The sequence below is a fragment of the Vagococcus penaei genome (assembly GCF_001998885.1).
In the GTDB taxonomy this organism is placed as follows: Bacteria; Bacillota; Bacilli; order Lactobacillales; family Vagococcaceae; genus Vagococcus; species Vagococcus penaei.
Window position 1 is genome coordinate 1850342 of record NZ_CP019609.1, and the last position, 17789, is coordinate 1868130.

A 17789-nucleotide genomic window follows, 5' to 3' on the forward strand; every position below is an offset into this window, starting at 1 on the left:
CGTTAGATTAAAGTCGATGCCATTTCTCTAAATGATAGAAACGAACGACTAAGACTGTTTCGATTAGGGCTAGTAGTAGGCACGCAGCTGCAGCTAATAATATGGCCTTGGACTCTAACTCAAGACTTTTATAAAGCCAAGCAGATGAAAATGCACCTAAAATAAAGGCGATTACCACTGATAAAAAATGAAAACAGCGTTCTAAATCCTTGCTTTCTCTTGTTTTCATATAATCATACAGTGCGGTGGTTAATCCTTTTAAATTACCAGTAGTAAATAAATTAGTGTAGGCGCGGCCTTGGATTTTGTCAAAAGTAATCCACTGGATAGCTGCCGTAAATGAGATGATAACTGTGACAAGTCCTGGCTGCTTATTTAAAAAGGGAAGACTAACGAGATAAAAAATTAGAGCTTCAAAATAGAGAATATAGAGCCTCCAGACAACGACTCCTTTTTTTCTAAAGAAATCAATCATAAATTTGGCAAGTATGATACCTAGACAAAAAAACAAAGTCGAAAGGATTTTTTTCCTACATTATGCCAATCACCATCGATAGCTTGACTTAAGGCAAGTACAATATTACCAGTTTGTGCTGAGGCAAAGGCATTGTAATGGATATAAGTATAACCATCTAAGGCACCACCAATAAATGTCAAAAATAAGCCAACTAGGCGGTCTTCGTGAAAACTTTTTTGCATATCTTATTTGCACCTCGATTAAAATGATTGTTACTATTTTAACATAAGCGATGAAAAAAGTATTGGCTTTCCAACGAATTAGCTAAAAGATATAGTAAATTATTGCTTAGAGTGAGATAAGACTAAAAACTAGGGAATAAATCCAACTCAGGTCCTATGACAGAAGCAATAATATTAGGCATAATATGTATATAGCAACGAGTTAATTAGTAGATGTTACTCATAGATAGAAAACTACAGGAGGAATTAAGTATGCAAGAACGTGAACGAATTTTAGAACTAGTCAAAAAAGGAATTATTACAACTGAAGAAGCTTTAGTTTTATTGGAAAATAGTGCTGTTGAAAAAGATGAAAAAATTGTTGTCGACGAAGCAGCATCAGTCAAAAAAGCACAGTTACATAATGAACCAACTGCTGAAGAGTCAGAAAAACTAGAACAAAAATATGAAGCGTTAGTTGAAGAAGTTAATTTATTGTCAGTTAAATTAGATCATAATGCGGAAGGTATCCAACGTATCCAACGTCAACTTCGTGAAAAAGAAGATGGTATTATGGTTATTAATACTATGGAAGAATTGGATGAATTAACAGCGGAACATGCCGCTAATCGCTTAACTCTAGAAGCAGATATTAATGAATTAAAACGTGAACTAGCCGATTTAGAGGAAGAAAAATCGATTTTATTGACTGAACTTAATCGAGTGAAGCAAGAACAAAAAACATTGAAAAAAGATGATTTCTTATCTCAATTTGATATTCCTGAAGATTGGAAGCAACAAACTAGCGAGGCATTTAATCAAGTGACTGATAAAGTGGGTACAGCTGGTAGTCAAATTGGGCAACTATTGAAGAAAACTCTCAAATCTGTTAATGATAATATTGATTGGAAAGATGTTAATGTTAAAGTTCCCGGACTGGTATCACAAAGCTTTAGCCACGAATTTGTTTACCCTAACAACACAGCAACAATTATTTCAGTTAAAGTAGCAAATGGGGATGTTATCTTTAAGACATGGGATCAACCTGATGTGAAAATTGAGTCTGATATTAAATTATATGGTAAAATGACTGGTGAATCAGCGTTAGAGTCTTTCTTAGAACGTAGCCATATTGATGTGACAGATGAAAAAATTGATTTTCAAGTGCCTAATAAACGCGTTAAAATTGATATGGTCGTTTATTTACCAGAAAGAACTTATGATTATATGTCAGTTAAAATGCTAAATGGCGACATTCATTTAGAAAAATTAGAACTAACAGACGTTTATTTGAAAACGACTAATGGTGATATGACTGTACAAAATGTATCTGCTACAATGGTAGAAGTTGAAGGTGTGAATGGGGATGTTAATGCTAAAAATAGTTTGATTGATTCATTAGTGGGTAATTTGATGAATGGTGATATTTCGATTAAGGGTGCTGTTTCAAATGTTGATGTGTCATTAATTAATGGTGATATCAAATTAACGGCTATGACAGATTCGATTCATCATGTTGATATTAGTCTTGTTAATGGGACAATCAAAGTTGCCGTACCAGCTAGCGTAGGTTTAGACGCTTTGGTTAAAACAAACCTGGGTAGCATCAAAAACCGTTTAGAAAATATTGACATTATTAGAGAAAGTCGTGAAAAAACCAATCAAAAAGTTGAGTTTAGACGTGAAGAATCTGAGAAAATAGCAACACTACGTCTAGCAACAACGACTGGTACAATTTATTTGAAAGATACTGAAAATTAATTAAGTTAAAACAAAACAGGAGGAAACTACAATGAAAAAACGTTTAACAAAATCAAAAGATAATGTCGTCATATCAGGTGTTTTAGGAGGAATTGCTGAGTATTTTGGGATTGATGCAACGATTGTCCGTATTATCTTTGTTGTATTGACATTCGGTTCAGCTTTTGCTGGATTACCAGTATATATCATTATGGCTTTGATTATGCCATCAGCTTCGACAAACACCTATAAAGGACCTTACAACCGTCACTATAGTGAGTCACAGCGCCCACGAAAAGAAGCAAAAAAGTCTGATGATGACGATTGGAGTGATTTTTAATGACTTACTTGCAACGCCTGGTGGTAAATACACTGGCGTTCATCTCTTTATCGGTTCTTTTTCCAACTAAGATTTATGTGAGCAGTTTTTTTATTGCCGTTGTTGCTAGTTTTGTTTTAACATTATTAAATACCATTATCAGGCCGATTTTGCATATTTTATCACTGCCAATCACATTTATTACATTTGGATTATTTAGTTTTGTAATTAATGCGGCAATGTTACAAATGACGTCAGCAATTGTTGGTGAAACCAATTTTGCTTTTTCAAGTTTTGGTTCAGCCATTTTAATCTCAATTATTATGTCGATTATCAATGCGATTGTTGCTAATCATTTCGCTAGCAAGTATGTCAAATAGGTTTTAGTTATAAGCTATAAATTTGTGAACGAATATTAGTTCACTGATTTATAGCTTTTTTCATTAGCGTAAGTAACAGAAAACTAGTATCACAGTATATAAAATGATAAAATGAACTAGGTTGTAACGAAAATGATAATTATAGGATAAGGGCGTGATAAGCCATGACAGTGGTAAGTATTAAAGATATTGTTAATCAACTGCAATTAAACGTCTATTCAGGAGAAAACTTTTTAGATAATACAGTTGACTCAAGCGAAATTTCAAGACCTGGATTAGAGTTAACTGGTTACTTTAACTATTATCCACATGACCGTATTCAATTACTTGGTCGTAAAGAAGTAACGTTTATTGAAAAAATGACAGATGAAGAAAAACAAATTATATTTAAGAGTTTATGCAAGGGAAATGTTCCGTGTTTTGTTATAGCAAGAGGCTATAAACCACCCAAAGAGTTAGTCGATATAGCAACAAGCCAAAAAATTCCAATTTTAGATTCGACTATTTCAACGTCACGTTTATCTGGAATGATGTCTAACTTCTTAGAAGACCAACTTGCAGAGCGGACATCAATCCACGGTGTGTTGGTTGAGGTATACGGATTGGGTGTTTTAATTCAAGGGTCTAGTGGTATTGGTAAAAGCGAAACCGGTTTGGAACTAATTAAAAAAGGGCATCGTTTGATTGCGGATGACCGTGTTGATATTTACCAACAAGATGATCAAACAGTTGTTGGTGAAGCACCTAAGATTTTAGAACATTTGATGGAAATCCGTGGTGTTGGGATTATTGACGTCATGAATTTATTTGGTGTAAGTTCGGTTCGTCATCATACGCAAATTTCTCTGGTAGTCAACTTGATGGAATGGACGCAGGATAATAATTTTGATCGTCTTGGTAGTGCACCAGAATCAATTTTACTTGCTAATGTCCCAGTCCCTAAAATTAATATTCCGGTCTCAACTGGGCGTAATGTTGCTATTATTATTGAAGTGGCAGCAATGAATTTTAGAGCACGGACGCTAGGCTATGACGCAACGAAGAAATTTGAAGATAATTTGGCACAATTAATTGAATTTAATTCGGATAAATCTGCCCAAGACAAGGGAGGTCATTCGTAAATATGATCGCAGAAATTAACCCAACGGCTTTTGAAGTGTTTGGGATTGGTATTCAATGGTACGCGATTATCATTGTTACAGGAATTATTATTGCTGGATGGCTAGCAAGTCGAGAAGCAGTCCGTGTCGGTATGAAATCAGATGATGTGATTGATTTATTGTTATGGGCATTACCAATTTCAATTATTGGCGCGAGAGCTTATTATGTTATCTTCGAATGGGAATATTATGCACAACACCCAAGTCAAATTTTAGCGATTCGTAATGGTGGTCTTGCCATCTATGGTGGTTTAATTGCCGGTGGTCTGGTCGTTTATTTCTTTACTCAGCATCGTTTTATTTCAACTTGGAAGTTTTTAGATGTTGCGACACCAAGTGTTATCTTAGCGCAAGCGATTGGGCGTTGGGGAAATTTTATGAATCATGAGGCTTATGGTGGAGTAACAACAGAGGGTTTTTTACATAGTTTGCATTTACCGAAGTTTATTATTGATAACATGTATATTGATGGAGCTTATCGCCAACCGACTTTTTTATATGAGAGTTCATGGAATTTGCTCGGTTTTATCGTCATCATTTTATTAAGACGCAAACCAAACTTCTTTAGAGAAGGTGAGATTGCTTTAACTTATGTCATTTGGTATTCATTTGGTCGTTTCTTTATTGAACAAATGCGAACAGATAGCTTATTTGCTTTTGGACTATTTCGTGTATCTGCAGTGCTATCGGGTATTTTATTTATTGGTGCGATTGCTTTATTGGTTTATCGTCGTCTTAAAGTTCACCCACCAGTTTATCAACGAACTCAAAAGGTTAAAAAAGACTAACTGTTATGTTATACTAAATAGGATAAGTTTGAAGAATAATAAGGAGATAATAACTATATGAGACAAAAAGTCGCTGTATTAGGTGCTGGTTCTTGGGGAACAGCTCTAGCAATGGTTTTAGTTCAAAATGGACATGATGTAAGTATTTGGGGGCATCATTTAGACCAAATTACAGAAATAAATACGGAGCATACTAATAAACGCTATTTACCAGAAATTAAATTGCCCGTTGAGTTAAAAGCTGTACCAACGATTGCTGAGTGTGTAGCAGAAGCTGATGCTGTTTTGTTTGTTGTACCGACAAAAGCAATGCGTGAAGTAGCTAAACAATTTGTTGAGGTATGCGACAATCAGCCAGTTATTATTCATGCAAGTAAAGGACTGGAACAAAAAACACACAAACGAATTTCTGATGTTTTAGCTGAAGAAATTCCAGAGGCTATGCGAAAAGATATTGTGGTTTTATCTGGGCCAAGTCATGCTGAAGAAGTCGCAGTTGGTGATGTGACAACTATTACAGCAGCGTGTGAGAATTTAGAAAGTGCAAAATACGTTCAAATGCTGTTTTCTAACAGTTATTTTAGAGTTTACACTAACCAAGATGTTATCGGTGTTGAAATGGGCGCTGCGCTAAAAAATATTATCGCTTTAGGTTCAGGAGCGCTTCATGGACTTGGTTATGGAGATAATGCACGTGCAGCCATTATGACACGAGGATTAGCTGAAATTAGTCGATTAGGGGTTGCTATGGGTGCAGACCCGTTAACTTTTATTGGTTTAAGTGGTGTCGGTGATTTAGCCGTTACTTGCTCAAGTATTCATTCACGTAACTTTAGAGCGGGTTCATTATTGGGGCAAGGTCATAATTTAGAACAAGTTTTAGCGGAAATGGGCATGATTGTTGAAGGAGTTTACACAACAAAAGCTGCGTACGAATTAGCTAAGGAACGTCAGGTCGACATGCCAATTACAGAAACTATTTATAAAGTCTTATATGAGAATGAAACTGTTGACAATGTCATTAAAGATATTATGTTACGGGACTATAAATCTGAGCAAGAATTTGAGAAGGGACTTGAGTGAATGTCGAAGAAAGTACGTAAAGCAGTAATACCTGCTGCAGGGTTAGGTACAAGATTTTTACCAGCAACAAAAGCGATGGCCAAAGAAATGTTACCAATTGTTGACAAGCCAACGATTCAATTTATTGTTGAAGAGGCTAGAGCATCAGGAATTGAAGATATTCTAATTGTCACTGGAAAAGCGAAACGTCCAATTGAAGATCATTTTGATTCTAATTTAGAATTAGAGATGAATTTAAAGGAAAAGGGCAAAACTGATTTACTTCAATTAGTTGAGGAAACAACTGGTTTAAACTTACATTTTATTCGTCAATCTCACCCTTTAGGTTTGGGACATGCTGTTTTACAAGCTAAATCATTCGTTGGCAATGAACCATTTGTTGTCATGCTTGGAGATGATTTAATGACAGATGATGTTCCGTTGACTAAACAGTTAATTGATGATTACGATAAAACACACGCTTCAACCATTGCAGTGATGGAGGTACCAAAGGAAGATGTGAATAAATATGGTATCATCAATCCTGGAAAAGAGGTTGAACCAGAATTATACAATGTGATTAATTTTGTGGAAAAACCACCTGTTGATAAAGCACCAAGTAATATGGCAATTATTGGTCGTTATCTACTAACACCAGAGATTTTCGAGATTTTAGAAAATCAAACACCAGGAGCTGGTGGTGAAATCCAATTAACTGATGCTATTGATACATTAAATAAAACCCAACGCGTCTTTGCGAAGAACTATAAGGGCACTCGTTATGATGTTGGGGATAAATTTGGCTTTATGAAGACAAGTATCGAGTATGGTCTAAAGCATCCACAAATTAAAGATGAGATGCGCGAATTAATTTTGGAATTAAGTGATAAAATCCGTGCGGAAGCACCACAAAAAGACGTATCCAAAAAAGAAAGTAACAAAAAAACTGAAAAATAAAAAAGAAGGAAATTTTTTTCCTTCTTTTTTTCATGAGAAAGGTTAGATTATGGAAATTACAAAAGCAATTTTACATATTTTAGATCGCGATGCGGGAACGTTAATTTGTTCGCAATCATTATTAGATTTAAAAGAATATGCCGTTAAACAATATTTAGAGAGTGTTGAAAAACGATTAAGTAAAGCCGATTTTAAAAAGGGGAATTTGGCTTCTGGGTCAGATTTAGTTAGTGCATTGTCAAATTTAGACGATGATTTTATTGAAACAACCACTACGATTGCACAATCTTTATTTGATAGTTTGGCCATTAGTGAAGATGCTCCTAGTGGAGATTTACTATTTTTTGAAGCGAAGAACTTGCAAGATGATCGTTTTTTTGGTTTAGTAAAATTTAATTACAAACCAAGTTTTACGCATCATGTAACTTATTTAGATGACGTGATGCAAAATAATATTATTTTAAATAAGACTATTTTTCCTTCAATGACTCAGACGCTAGAAGAATGCGTGATCGTAGATTTAGCGCAGTTAACTACACAAGTAGTCGAGAAAAAATATAGTTTTGAAGGACAAAAACGCTTTGTTTTTACAGAACGCTGGTTACAAATTGATCCAACACCAACTGTATCAGAAAATTTAAAGATTGTTAAAAAAGCCATCAAACAAGTTTCAGATAAATATAATACTGAAGAATACGTAGCTTTTAGTCAGACTCAACAAGCTATTTTTGAAAGTATTGAAGAAGATGGTAAAATTGACAATCAAAAAATTGCTGACGCAGTATTTGATACTAATCATGAAGCCAAAAAAGATTACTTAGAAACAATTAGTCAAACAAAATTTTCTGAAAATATTCCTAATAATCTTCCAAAATATGAAAAAAAATATAGTAAACAAAAATTTAAATTGACGAATGGAATTGAGCTAGTTGTCCCTGTAGATGTCTTTAAAGACAAGGATTTGATTGAATTCATTAATAATCCTGACGGTACTATTTCAGTTATGATTAAAAATGTTGAAGAAATTATTAATAAATTCTAGTTTAAAATTATGCTTGTTACGAGTAAATTTATTGATAAGTTTCATAAAATTCGATATACTGTTTTATATCGAAGGTTCCTTTTAATTAGGGGAGTAACCGGCAGCGACAAGTTGTTATGATATCAACAGTAAGTTAATTGGTGACAATTTTCTGGTATCATATGAAATGGTGAGACCTAGGACAAGCACATCTCTTGTCTTCGGTCTTCTTTTTTTGACCGATTGTTGGAATTGATAAAAATATAGGAGGTACATGGATTGGAAAAGAAAGTCTATCAATATTCTTTAGATGATGTAATGGAACAAACTGGCACATCTCCTTCAGGACTGACTGAGCAACAGGCAACACAAAAATTAGAGAAAGACGGGTACAATCAGCTAAAAGAAGCACCGAAAAAATCGAGTTTTCGCTTATTTTTAGAAACATTTAAAGATGCAATGGTTATCGTCTTATTAGTTGTTGCAATTGTTCAAATGATTATGGGTGCATTTGTTGAGTCAATTGTCATTTTTGCCGTATTAATGTTGAACTCAGTAGTTAGTGTGATTCAAACTAAAAAAGCTGAGGGTTCGTTAGATGCTTTAAAAAGCCTATCAGCACCAGATGCTAATATTATCCGTGATGGGAAGGAACAAAGTATTCCAGCTAAAGAATTGGTAGTTGGTGATATTGTTATTTTAGAAGCTGGTGATTATGTACCAGCTGATGGACGCTTAATGGATGCCGGATCACTTAAAGTAGATGAAGGTATGTTAACTGGTGAGTCCGTTCCCGTTGAAAAAACGGTTTGTGATATAACTGATACTGTCCCAATTGGTGACCGTAAAAATATGGTGTTTAGTGGTACAATTGTGACTTATGGTCGTGGACAATATGTCGTGACTTCAACTGGTAATCATACCGAAATTGGTCAAGTAGCTGGCTTATTAGCAGGTACAGATGAACAAAAAACACCACTTCAAAAGAGTTTGGATTCATTTAGTAAAAAATTAAGTATTGCGATATTAGTCTTATCGTTAATTATATTAGGCGTTCAGTTAGCTCGTTTGTTTATGGGTGATAACTCAGGTAATTTAACGCAAGATATTGTTAATGCATTTATGTTTGCTGTAGCCGTAGCGGTAGCAGCAATCCCAGAAGCTCTACAATCAATTGTGACAATTGTTTTATCTATTGGAACTAAAAAAATGGCATCACAAAATGCTATTATCCGTAAGTTACCTGCTGTTGAAACATTAGGATCAACAAGTATTATTTGTACAGATAAAACGGGAACATTGACACAAAATAAAATGACTGTTAAAGATTATTACTTACCTAATAAACAAACAGGAGAGTTTAATAATAATCCGGAAAATTGGTCATTTGATGAGCGTCGTTTAGTTGAAGTAGCGGTTTTAGCCAATGATGCGAAAACAACTGAAGAAGGCGCCAAGTTAGGTGATCCAACTGAAATTGCCTTAATTGATTTTAGTGATATTAATAATCAGCCTTTCCGTGAAATTCAAAGTCGTTCACCACGAATTAACGAATTACCTTTTGATTCTGATCGTAAGTTAATGTCAACGTTAAATAAATTTGGTGAAGAATTAGTTATGATGACTAAAGGTGGACCAGATATCGTCTTTAATCGTTGTACATCAGTATTGATGAACGGCGAGGTCATCCCGATGACTGATGACATTCTCCAAGATTTACAACGTCAAAATGAAGCTTTTTCTAATCGTGCATTACGTGTGCTAGCATTTGCTTATAAACCAATGGGCAGCACGGATTTAGATTTAGAAGATGAAAATGATTTAATTTTCGTAGGATTATTAGCGATGATTGATCCACCACGCGAACAAGTCTTTAAGGCAGTTGCGGATGCTAAATCAGCTGGTATAAAAACAGTCATGATTACTGGTGACCATAAAACGACTGCTGTTGCCATTGCGCGTGAAATTGGTATTTTTTCTGATGGCGACATGGCCTTGACTGGGACTGAATTAGATAATTTAACAGAAGAGGAATTAATGACTTCTTTACAAAAGATTTCGGTCTATGCGCGTGTTTCTCCTGAAAATAAAATCCGAATTGTTCGTGCTTGGCAAAATAAAGGTCATATCTCAGCTATGACTGGTGATGGTGTTAATGATGCACCAGCCTTGAAACAAGCAGATATCGGGATTGCAATGGGAACAGGGACTGACGTTGCAAAAGATGCAGCTGCAATGGTACTAACAGATGACAACTTTGCTTCAATTGTTAATGCAATCAGTGTTGGGCGAAGCGTATATGCTAATATTAAAAAGGCAATTGCCTACTTATTTGCTGGTAATCTAGGGGCAATTATAGCCATTATTTTTGCCTTAGTGATGGGTTGGAGTAATCCGTTTACGGCGTTACAATTACTCTTCATCAATTTAGTAAATGACTCTATTCCTGCAATTGCACTAGGAATGGAAAAACCTGAACCATCAATCATGAAGTATCCACCACGTGATCCAAATGAAGGGATTTTCACTGGTAGTACATTAAATTCTGTTATTTATCGTGGTATTTTAATTGCTGTGATGGTAATTATTGCACAATGGATAGGTATGCAAGAATCAACACAAATGGGTGTTGCAATGGCTTTCTCTACTTTAATTTGGAGTCGGACGTTACAAACATTGCCTGCACGTTCAAACACACAAACAGCGATTAAAGCCGGTCTGTTTTCAAATAAAGCTGCTGTTTTAGCGATTATTGTTTGCTCTGCATTATACTGTATTACAATTGTTCCACAATTGAAATCAGTCTTCTCAATTCCACAAGATTTTGGCGTGAGTCATATCTTCACAACAATTGGTTTAGCTTTAATTGCCGTTGTATTGATGGAAATTACAAAAGTAATTCTTAATAAAACGGGTCATAAAAAATTTAAAGCTTTTGAAAATAAACCATTATAATTTAAGACGTTAAACTAAATAAAAAGCTCATTGACAATATTGTCAATGAGCTTTTTTGATTAAAAGAATTAAAAACTACCACTACCACCGCCATGGCTAGTCCCACTACTACCCATGTGGGTTCCACCGCCACCAGAATTATTATTTTTGGGGATGTGACGCGTAGTGACAATATCAGATGTTTTGATATCTTGACTTTCAGTGAGGGTGACTGTACCAAAATCGTAATATGGATAGGCATAGACACTACCTTTTAATTGATAACGTCGCCAAATGATAATGAAAACACTGCTTGCGGTTGCTAGGGCTATAATGATTGCCACGATAATTTTAATAGGAGATAGCGATTTGATATGTTCCAATTTACCCGTTTCAGCATTATAGACTGTCCCATCTGGAGCTCCTTTGGCAACAAATTGTTCCACATCACTTAAGACCAGAGAGATAGCGCCGTAATAATTACCACTTTTCATGTCACTTGCTGCATCATCAATAATCTGATCAATACGGCTACCAGATAGGATTGCTATCATTTCACCTGTTGTTGAAATATGGTATTTACGATGTTCCATATCAATTAAGAAGAGGAAACCATCATTTGTATCATTTTTTCCATAACCACCATAATCATAAAAATCATCCGCGTAAGCTTCCCAAGATTTACCATCTGTAGTGTTTGTTGTGACAACGACAGCATCCATACCGGTCTGTTGCTGGAATTTTTTGATGTCGTCTTCAATTGTTTGTTTTTCAGATGTCGAAAGCAAATTAGCTTGGTCATAAAGTCGCTGATTAGTTGTTTCCTGAGCATAGCCAGTTATTGACACAGTAGTCAAACTAATAAAAAATAAAATTAAGAGTGAGATACGGGTACCTAAAATTCGTTTTAAAATAGCAAATACCCCCCTAATAAAGTGAGTAAGCCTGTGACAATACCGCATAGGACTGAAACACTTGTTAATTTGATTTTATTAATAGGCAAAATACCGCCGACTTTTCCTGTGACACCATTCATAGCATAGTAATAAGGCTCATCACGTTGAGTATCTTGATAAGTAATTATCCATAAAGGTAAGAGTAAGTATTTATTTGATTGATTTTTAATGATAGCTTGACGTGTTTTAGGGGCCAAAGTCGTGTAACCGATAACGTCATTTAGTAAAAGTGATTCCGTATGGTTGGTTAACTCTAAGGCAACATCTTGTTGAATATCTTGAAACTCAATATCACGCTTTTCAGCTTGAAAACCAGAGAGGTACTGTGTATGAAATTCTCGAACGTCATCAACTGGAAAGGGTTGAACTGATTCAAGCATCTTTTGTTTCATATTTTTAGCCAGGGCATTTTTTAAAAGTGATTTAAATGTTAGATGTCCTTGACGTAAAATATCATAACGCCTTGTTCGGGTGTATTCAGTATCACCAACACGCCAAATGTCAATTTTTGTCCCTTTCGCTGTGACTGAACCGTCGATATCAGCATCAACATTCCAATAAGGGAAATAGACGCCTGTGATTTTGTCAATTTGTTCAGCTGTAAAAAAGTCTTTAGGAATAAATTTTTTCTGTTTTGTCCAGTTGATAAAACTTTCTCTAGCAGTGTCTTCAGAAACTGTAAATGGTAAGATGGCATTCGGTAAAAAATCACCGGATACACGGTCAGTTAAAACAACAGGGTTATGGCAGTAATAGCAAAAAGTAGCAACAGTGGTGTCATCTGTTACGACGTCACCACCACAACTTGGACAATGATATAGATTGAATAACTGTTCTTTCGTTTCTTCAAGTTGCTGTTGCTGCTGTTGTAAGCTATCACTTAAGATATCTGTTTCAGTGAAAATACTTAAGCAATACTCACAATGAAAATTTTGTTGCTCCGGATCAAAAAGAAGAGGCCCGTCACAATTCGGACATTTATGCGATAGAACTTCACTCATAATTAACCTTCTTTCTGATATTATAATGGAATTGCTTGGAACGGCTGTCCACATTCAGGACAGAATTTAGGTAGTTGATCAGTCACTGTCACAATTGCATGGCAGGCACTACAACGTACTTTTAAGCCTTGTTGTGATGCAGCCACCGGTCTAGGTAAACCACATTCCGAACAGAATTTTCCATGGTTAATCGTACCATCATTGGGACAAGTCCAAGTGTCATCAGTGGGAGATGCTTGATTTTTTTGAGCTTGTTGTTGCATTTGCTCATGGTTGGACTGTGAGGCTTGATTAAAGAAATTACCAGTTGCTCCCATGCCCGCATTCATACCCATAAAGCCAGCCATACTGCCATTTGGGTTAGAGCCAGCGTCACGCATACCTTCAGCGACAGAACCTTGTACGAACCCTTCGCGAATGGATGGGTCCCCTAACATGGCACCTTTATTACGCATATTAATTAAAGCTTGAGAATCATCTGTATATGAAATACTCGAAATAGCTACAGACACAATTTCCATGCCTCGTAGGCGACGCCATTCATCGTCTAGCATAGTCGCCATTTGTTGACTTAAAGCCATACTTTTTGCTGGAATATAAGAAATACGTTCTCCCATCATTGATAATTGGTTAATAGATGCTTGAAGAGCTGTTAAAAATTCAGATAAAAATTGTTCATTGATATCTTTGATTTCGACTTGTTCTTTACTTTTAGCAATCACATTTGTGTAAAATAAGATTGGATCAACAATTTGAATAGAATAATTACCGTGTGCTCGTAAAAAAAGTTCAGCGTTATAAAAATTATCAAAATAATTTAAAGGTGTGCTTGTCCCAAATTTAATGCCACGAATTTCTTGTAAATTGACATAATAAACTTTTTGTTTTTGTGGTGACACGCCTCCAAATTTAAAACGGTCAAAGGACTCTTGGATAGCACCCTTTAAATTCCCGGTAAACATTGAAGGAGCTGAGTGATTTTCCACCGTATAATAACCTTCTTCGGCTGTAAAATCAATAATCTTTCCACCATCGACCAAGAGCATCATGGTATTAGGGTAAACATGAATGACTGAACCATCTGTGATTAAATCTGGTGTTCCTTTTTTATTTGATCCGCGACGCTCATTTTTTCTGACTTTTACACCAGTTGTTAAGACGGTTTGTTCGTCTAATTTAGCTGGTTCAATAATTTCTAGCCATTGATCCGCTAGTCCGCCACCGATAGCACTTGTTGCTGCTTTAATTAAGCCCATGAAATCACTCCTTAGTATAATATAAGTCCATTTTAGCATAGGTATGAATTGAAGGACAATCAAACGAAAGTCTGAGATAATAAGTTATTGGTTCCTTTATAGGTGTGGATACTGTATAATATAATGGAGTAAATTTAAGGAGAGATGACTGTGACCTACCAAGCATTGTACCGAGAGTGGCGCTCTCAAACCTTTAACGATATGGTCGGTCAGCAAATGATTACCCAAACGTTAAAAAATGCCATTGTTCAAGATAAAGTGTCGCATGCGTACCTTTTTACTGGACCTCGTGGAACTGGGAAAACGAGTGCAGCTAAGATTTTTGCTAAAGCAATCAACTGTCCTAACAATACTGATGGCGAGCCATGTAATCACTGTCCAAATTGTATTGGCATTACTGAAGGAACGATTAATGATGTTCTTGAAATTGATGCGGCGAGCAACAATGGGGTAGAAGAAATTCGTGATATTCGTGATAAAGTAAAATATGCCCCTACACAAGTCCCTTACAAAATCTATATTATTGATGAAGTACACATGCTGTCAACGGGTGCATTTAATGCCTTATTAAAAACTCTTGAAGAGCCACCAGAACACGTGATTTTTATATTAGCAACGACTGAGCCACATAAGATTCCTGCAACTATTATTTCACGGACTCAATGTTTTGACTTCAAACGAATTAGTGCGGATAATATTGAGGAGCATATGGCTGAAATTTTGACAACTAAAAAAATTGATTTTGAAGATACTGCGCTAAAAGTAATTGCACGTTCAGCTGAAGGTGGGATGCGTGATGCGCTTAGTATTTTAGACCAAGCAATTTCTTTTAGCGATGGTCAGCTAACACTTCAGGATGCTCTTGAGGTAACTGGAAGCTTAACAAACGATATGATGGATGATTATTTGTTGGCATGTTATCATCATGAAACTGAAACAGCTTTAGAGTTGTTAAATAAATTGTTAGATGAAGGCAAGGAAAGTCAACGTATTGTTGAAAACTTATTAATGTATTGTCGGGATTTATTAATGTATCAAAAGGCCCCTAATTTAGTTGAAGCACAAGTTGGCTACTGTACGGATAAATTTAAATTACTCAGTCAAGAGATTGTGACTGAAATGTTTTATCATTGGATTAATCAGTTAAATGACAGTTTAAAAGAGATGAAGTATAGTCACCAACCAACAATTTATTTAGAAGTCTTGACGGTTAAATTAACAACAACTAAACAAGGTACAGATATATCCGCCAGTCAAACGAAAGCAATCGATTCTGGAGAAATACATCAGTTAGAAGAAAAAATCAAACGGTTAGAAACTCAGTTAAATGAATTAAAAGAACATGGTCTAACGACAAATCGAGCATCTGAGCGTGAGTCAGCTGCAACACCTAAAAAAGCTAAGCAAAGTACTTATCGTGTACCAAAAGAGCAGGTTTATCAAATTCTAGAAGTTGCAACTAAGGACCATTTGGTAAAGGTACGTAGTGTTTGGGAAGATTTATTACAAATGTTAACGGTGACTCAACGCGCATTGATTAAAGCGAGTGAGCCTGTCGCGGCGAGTGAACAAGGCCTGGTATTAGCTTTTGATTATGATATTCTTTGTCAAAAAACGAGCCAAGATACTGACTTACAGGAAGTTATTAGACAAGGGTTGGCTCGTTTGGTACAATATAATCCGCAAATTGTTAGTATTCCTAAACAACATTGGGGTGAATTAAGACAAGGATTTATTGCACAAATGAACCGTAATAACACAGATAAAAATGGCCAATCTGAACCTGAAAAAGTTGAACCAATTGTTGCTGAAGCGAAAGATTTATTCGGTGATTTAGTTGATGTTGTGGATGATTAACGAAGAAACAAAGACAAAAAAATAATAGAATGGAGATAGATTAATTATGATGCGTGGAATGGGAAATATGCAAGGTATGATGAAACAAATGCAAAAAATGCAAAAAGAAATGGAAGCAACGAAAGCGAATTTAGATCAACAAGAATTTAAAGGACAAGCTGGAAATGGTTTGGTGGAAATTACAATGACTGGTGATAAACGTGTTAAAGATGTCATGATTAAACCTGAAGTTGCTGATCCAGATGATATCGAGATGATTCAAGATCTAGTTTTAGCGGCAACAAACAATGTGCTAGAAATGATTGATGCTGAAACTGAGCGCGTTATGGGGAAATATGCTAAAAGTATTCCAGGAATGTAAATAGTAAGATAGCAAAAACAGGAAGACATCTTCCTGTTTTTTTAAGAGAAAGAAGGGGAAATAATGCATTATCCAACACCAATTGCTAAATTAATTGAGAGCTATATGAAGTTACCAGGGATTGGAGCTAAAACAGCTACTCGTCTGGCTTTTTATACTATTAACATGCGTGAAGAGGACGTAACTGACTTTGCTAAGGCATTGATAAGTGTGAAACGTGATTTACATTTTTGTGATATTTGTGGCAATATTACGGATGAAGCAACGTGTGACATTTGTCGAGATTTAAATCGCGATCGTTCAACCATTTTAGTTGTCGAAGAGTCGAAAGACGTAATGTCGATGGAGAAAATGCGTGAGTATCGGGGGTTATATCATGTTTTACATGGTGTTTTATCACCCATGGATGGTACAGGACCAGATGATCTTAATATTTCTTCATTAATTAAGCGACTCCACGATGATGAAGTCAAAGAAGTCATTATTGCGACTAATGCTACGACAGATGGTGAAGCAACAGCAATGTACCTATCACGGCTAATTAAACCAGCGGGAATTAAAGTTACCAGGTTAGCCCATGGATTATCAGTTGGAAGTGACATTGAATATGCGGATGAAGTGACTTTATTAAAAGCAGTTGAAGGAAGGACAGAATTATAATGCAAGGAATTTTTATTACCATTGAAGGGCCAGATGGTTCAGGGAAGTCGACACTGATTAAAGAGTTAATTCCATTAATAGAAAAGACTTGTCGTGTACCATTGTGTGTGACACGAGAGCCGGGTGGCATTGATATTTCTGAACAAATTCGTCAAATTATTTTAAGTCCAGAAAATAGTGCCATGGACGACAGGACAGAAGCCTTGCTATATGCCGCTGCTAGACGTCAACACCTTGTTCAAAAGGTTCTTCCTGCACTGGAAGCAGGCAAACTTGTACTATGTGATCGCTTTGTCGATAGCTCATTAGCTTATCAAGGTGCTGGTCGCCAGTTAGGTATGGAAGAAGTATGGCAAATCAACCAATTCGCGATTCAAGGGACAATGCCTAATTTAACGCTTTATTTAGATGTTGATGCCGCAGTGGGGCTCGAAAGAATTAACAAAGGACGAAAAACCAGTGAGTTAGATCGTTTGGACCAAGAGGCATTAGCTTTTCATGAAACAGTTCGCGAGGCATATTTAGTTTTATTAGACAATCATCCTGAACGCATTAAAAAAATTGATGCCTCACAAGATATAGCAACTGTTACTAGCGCGTGTTACAATTTAGTTAGGGAACATTTTCCTGATTATTTTAATTAAAAAGGATGTGGAACA

At 35.8% G+C, this 17789-nt stretch carries 16 protein-coding genes and 1 pseudogene; 13 read left to right on the top strand and 4 right to left on the bottom strand.

Features of this window, described 5'->3' with window-relative positions:
• Nucleotides 1-7 precede the first annotated feature (7 nt).
• Nucleotides 8-699 (bottom strand): annotated as a pseudogene (locus BW732_RS08755) (YoaK family protein).
• A gap of 252 nt (nucleotides 700-951) precedes the next feature.
• On the opposite strand from BW732_RS08755, the gene liaX reads away from it, so the two are divergent.
• From liaX to BW732_RS08800, 9 genes are all read left to right on the top strand, one after another.
• Nucleotides 952-2439, top strand: coding sequence for a daptomycin-sensing surface protein LiaX (liaX, locus tag BW732_RS08760; RefSeq protein WP_077276391.1), 1488 nt, complete (start codon nucleotides 952-954; stop codon nucleotides 2437-2439).
• Nucleotides 2440-2470: 31 nt separating this feature from the next.
• Nucleotides 2471-2758 (top strand): PspC domain-containing protein, encoded by a 288-nt coding sequence (locus tag BW732_RS08765; RefSeq protein ID WP_077276392.1) that lies wholly within the window; start codon nucleotides 2471-2473, stop codon nucleotides 2756-2758.
• Complete coding sequence (locus tag BW732_RS08770; RefSeq protein ID WP_077276393.1) at nucleotides 2758-3117, top strand: phage holin family protein; 360 nt, start codon at nucleotides 2758-2760, stop codon at nucleotides 3115-3117. Before BW732_RS08765 ends, BW732_RS08770 begins: the two co-directional genes overlap by 1 nt.
• Before the next feature lie 164 nt (nucleotides 3118-3281).
• On the top strand, nucleotides 3282-4238 hold the full coding sequence (hprK, locus tag BW732_RS08775; RefSeq protein WP_077276394.1) for an HPr(Ser) kinase/phosphatase: 957 nt from the start codon (nucleotides 3282-3284) through the stop codon (nucleotides 4236-4238).
• A 2-nt stretch (nucleotides 4239-4240) separates the two neighbouring features.
• On the top strand, nucleotides 4241-5065 hold the full coding sequence (gene lgt, locus BW732_RS08780) for a prolipoprotein diacylglyceryl transferase (protein WP_077276395.1): 825 nt from the start codon (nucleotides 4241-4243) through the stop codon (nucleotides 5063-5065).
• 57 nt (nucleotides 5066-5122) lie between these two features.
• Nucleotides 5123-6148, top strand: a complete 1026-nt coding sequence (locus BW732_RS08785; RefSeq protein WP_077276396.1) for an NAD(P)H-dependent glycerol-3-phosphate dehydrogenase — start codon at nucleotides 5123-5125, stop codon at nucleotides 6146-6148.
• On the top strand, nucleotides 6149-7084 hold the full coding sequence (galU, locus tag BW732_RS08790; protein WP_077276397.1) for a UTP--glucose-1-phosphate uridylyltransferase GalU: 936 nt from the start codon (nucleotides 6149-6151) through the stop codon (nucleotides 7082-7084).
• Nucleotides 7085-7133: 49 nt separating this feature from the next.
• Nucleotides 7134-8126, top strand: a complete 993-nt coding sequence (locus BW732_RS08795; protein WP_077276398.1) for a nucleoid-associated protein — start codon at nucleotides 7134-7136, stop codon at nucleotides 8124-8126.
• 297 nt (nucleotides 8127-8423) lie between these two features.
• On the top strand, nucleotides 8424-11060 hold the full coding sequence (locus BW732_RS08800) for a cation-translocating P-type ATPase (RefSeq protein ID WP_237301616.1): 2637 nt from the start codon (nucleotides 8424-8426) through the stop codon (nucleotides 11058-11060).
• Between the two features lie 68 nt (nucleotides 11061-11128).
• Here the strand turns inward: BW732_RS08800 and BW732_RS08805 are convergent, their stop codons facing one another.
• From BW732_RS08805 to BW732_RS08815, 3 genes are read right to left on the bottom strand one after another with little or no spacing between them, the layout of a single operon-like run.
• Nucleotides 11129-11887 carry a TPM domain-containing protein gene (locus BW732_RS08805; protein ID WP_161485546.1) on the bottom strand — a complete coding sequence of 253 codons (759 nt, stop codon included), beginning with the start codon at nucleotides 11885-11887 and terminating at the stop codon, nucleotides 11129-11131.
• 59 nt (nucleotides 11888-11946) lie between these two features.
• Nucleotides 11947-12996, bottom strand: coding sequence for a TFIIB-type zinc ribbon-containing protein (locus BW732_RS08810; RefSeq protein ID WP_077276401.1), 1050 nt, complete (start codon nucleotides 12994-12996; stop codon nucleotides 11947-11949).
• Nucleotides 12997-13016: 20 nt separating this feature from the next.
• Nucleotides 13017-14252 (bottom strand): SPFH domain-containing protein, encoded by a 1236-nt coding sequence (locus tag BW732_RS08815; protein WP_077276402.1) that lies wholly within the window; start codon nucleotides 14250-14252, stop codon nucleotides 13017-13019.
• A gap of 150 nt (nucleotides 14253-14402) precedes the next feature.
• Here BW732_RS08815 and dnaX point away from each other — a divergent pair, with 150 nt between their 5' ends.
• From dnaX to tmk, 4 genes are all read left to right on the top strand, one after another.
• Complete coding sequence (dnaX, locus tag BW732_RS08820; RefSeq protein WP_077276403.1) at nucleotides 14403-16109, top strand: DNA polymerase III subunit gamma/tau; 1707 nt, start codon at nucleotides 14403-14405, stop codon at nucleotides 16107-16109.
• Nucleotides 16110-16155: 46 nt separating this feature from the next.
• On the top strand, nucleotides 16156-16470 hold the full coding sequence (locus tag BW732_RS08825) for a YbaB/EbfC family nucleoid-associated protein (RefSeq protein ID WP_179946091.1): 315 nt from the start codon (nucleotides 16156-16158) through the stop codon (nucleotides 16468-16470).
• A gap of 63 nt (nucleotides 16471-16533) precedes the next feature.
• Nucleotides 16534-17130 carry a recombination mediator RecR gene (gene recR / locus BW732_RS08830; protein WP_077276404.1) on the top strand — a complete coding sequence of 199 codons (597 nt, stop codon included), beginning with the start codon at nucleotides 16534-16536 and terminating at the stop codon, nucleotides 17128-17130.
• Nucleotides 17130-17774 (top strand): dTMP kinase, encoded by a 645-nt coding sequence (gene tmk, locus BW732_RS08835; RefSeq protein ID WP_077276405.1) that lies wholly within the window; start codon nucleotides 17130-17132, stop codon nucleotides 17772-17774. The genes recR and tmk overlap by 1 nt, the downstream gene beginning before the upstream one ends.
• Nucleotides 17775-17789: the final 15 nt, after the last annotated feature.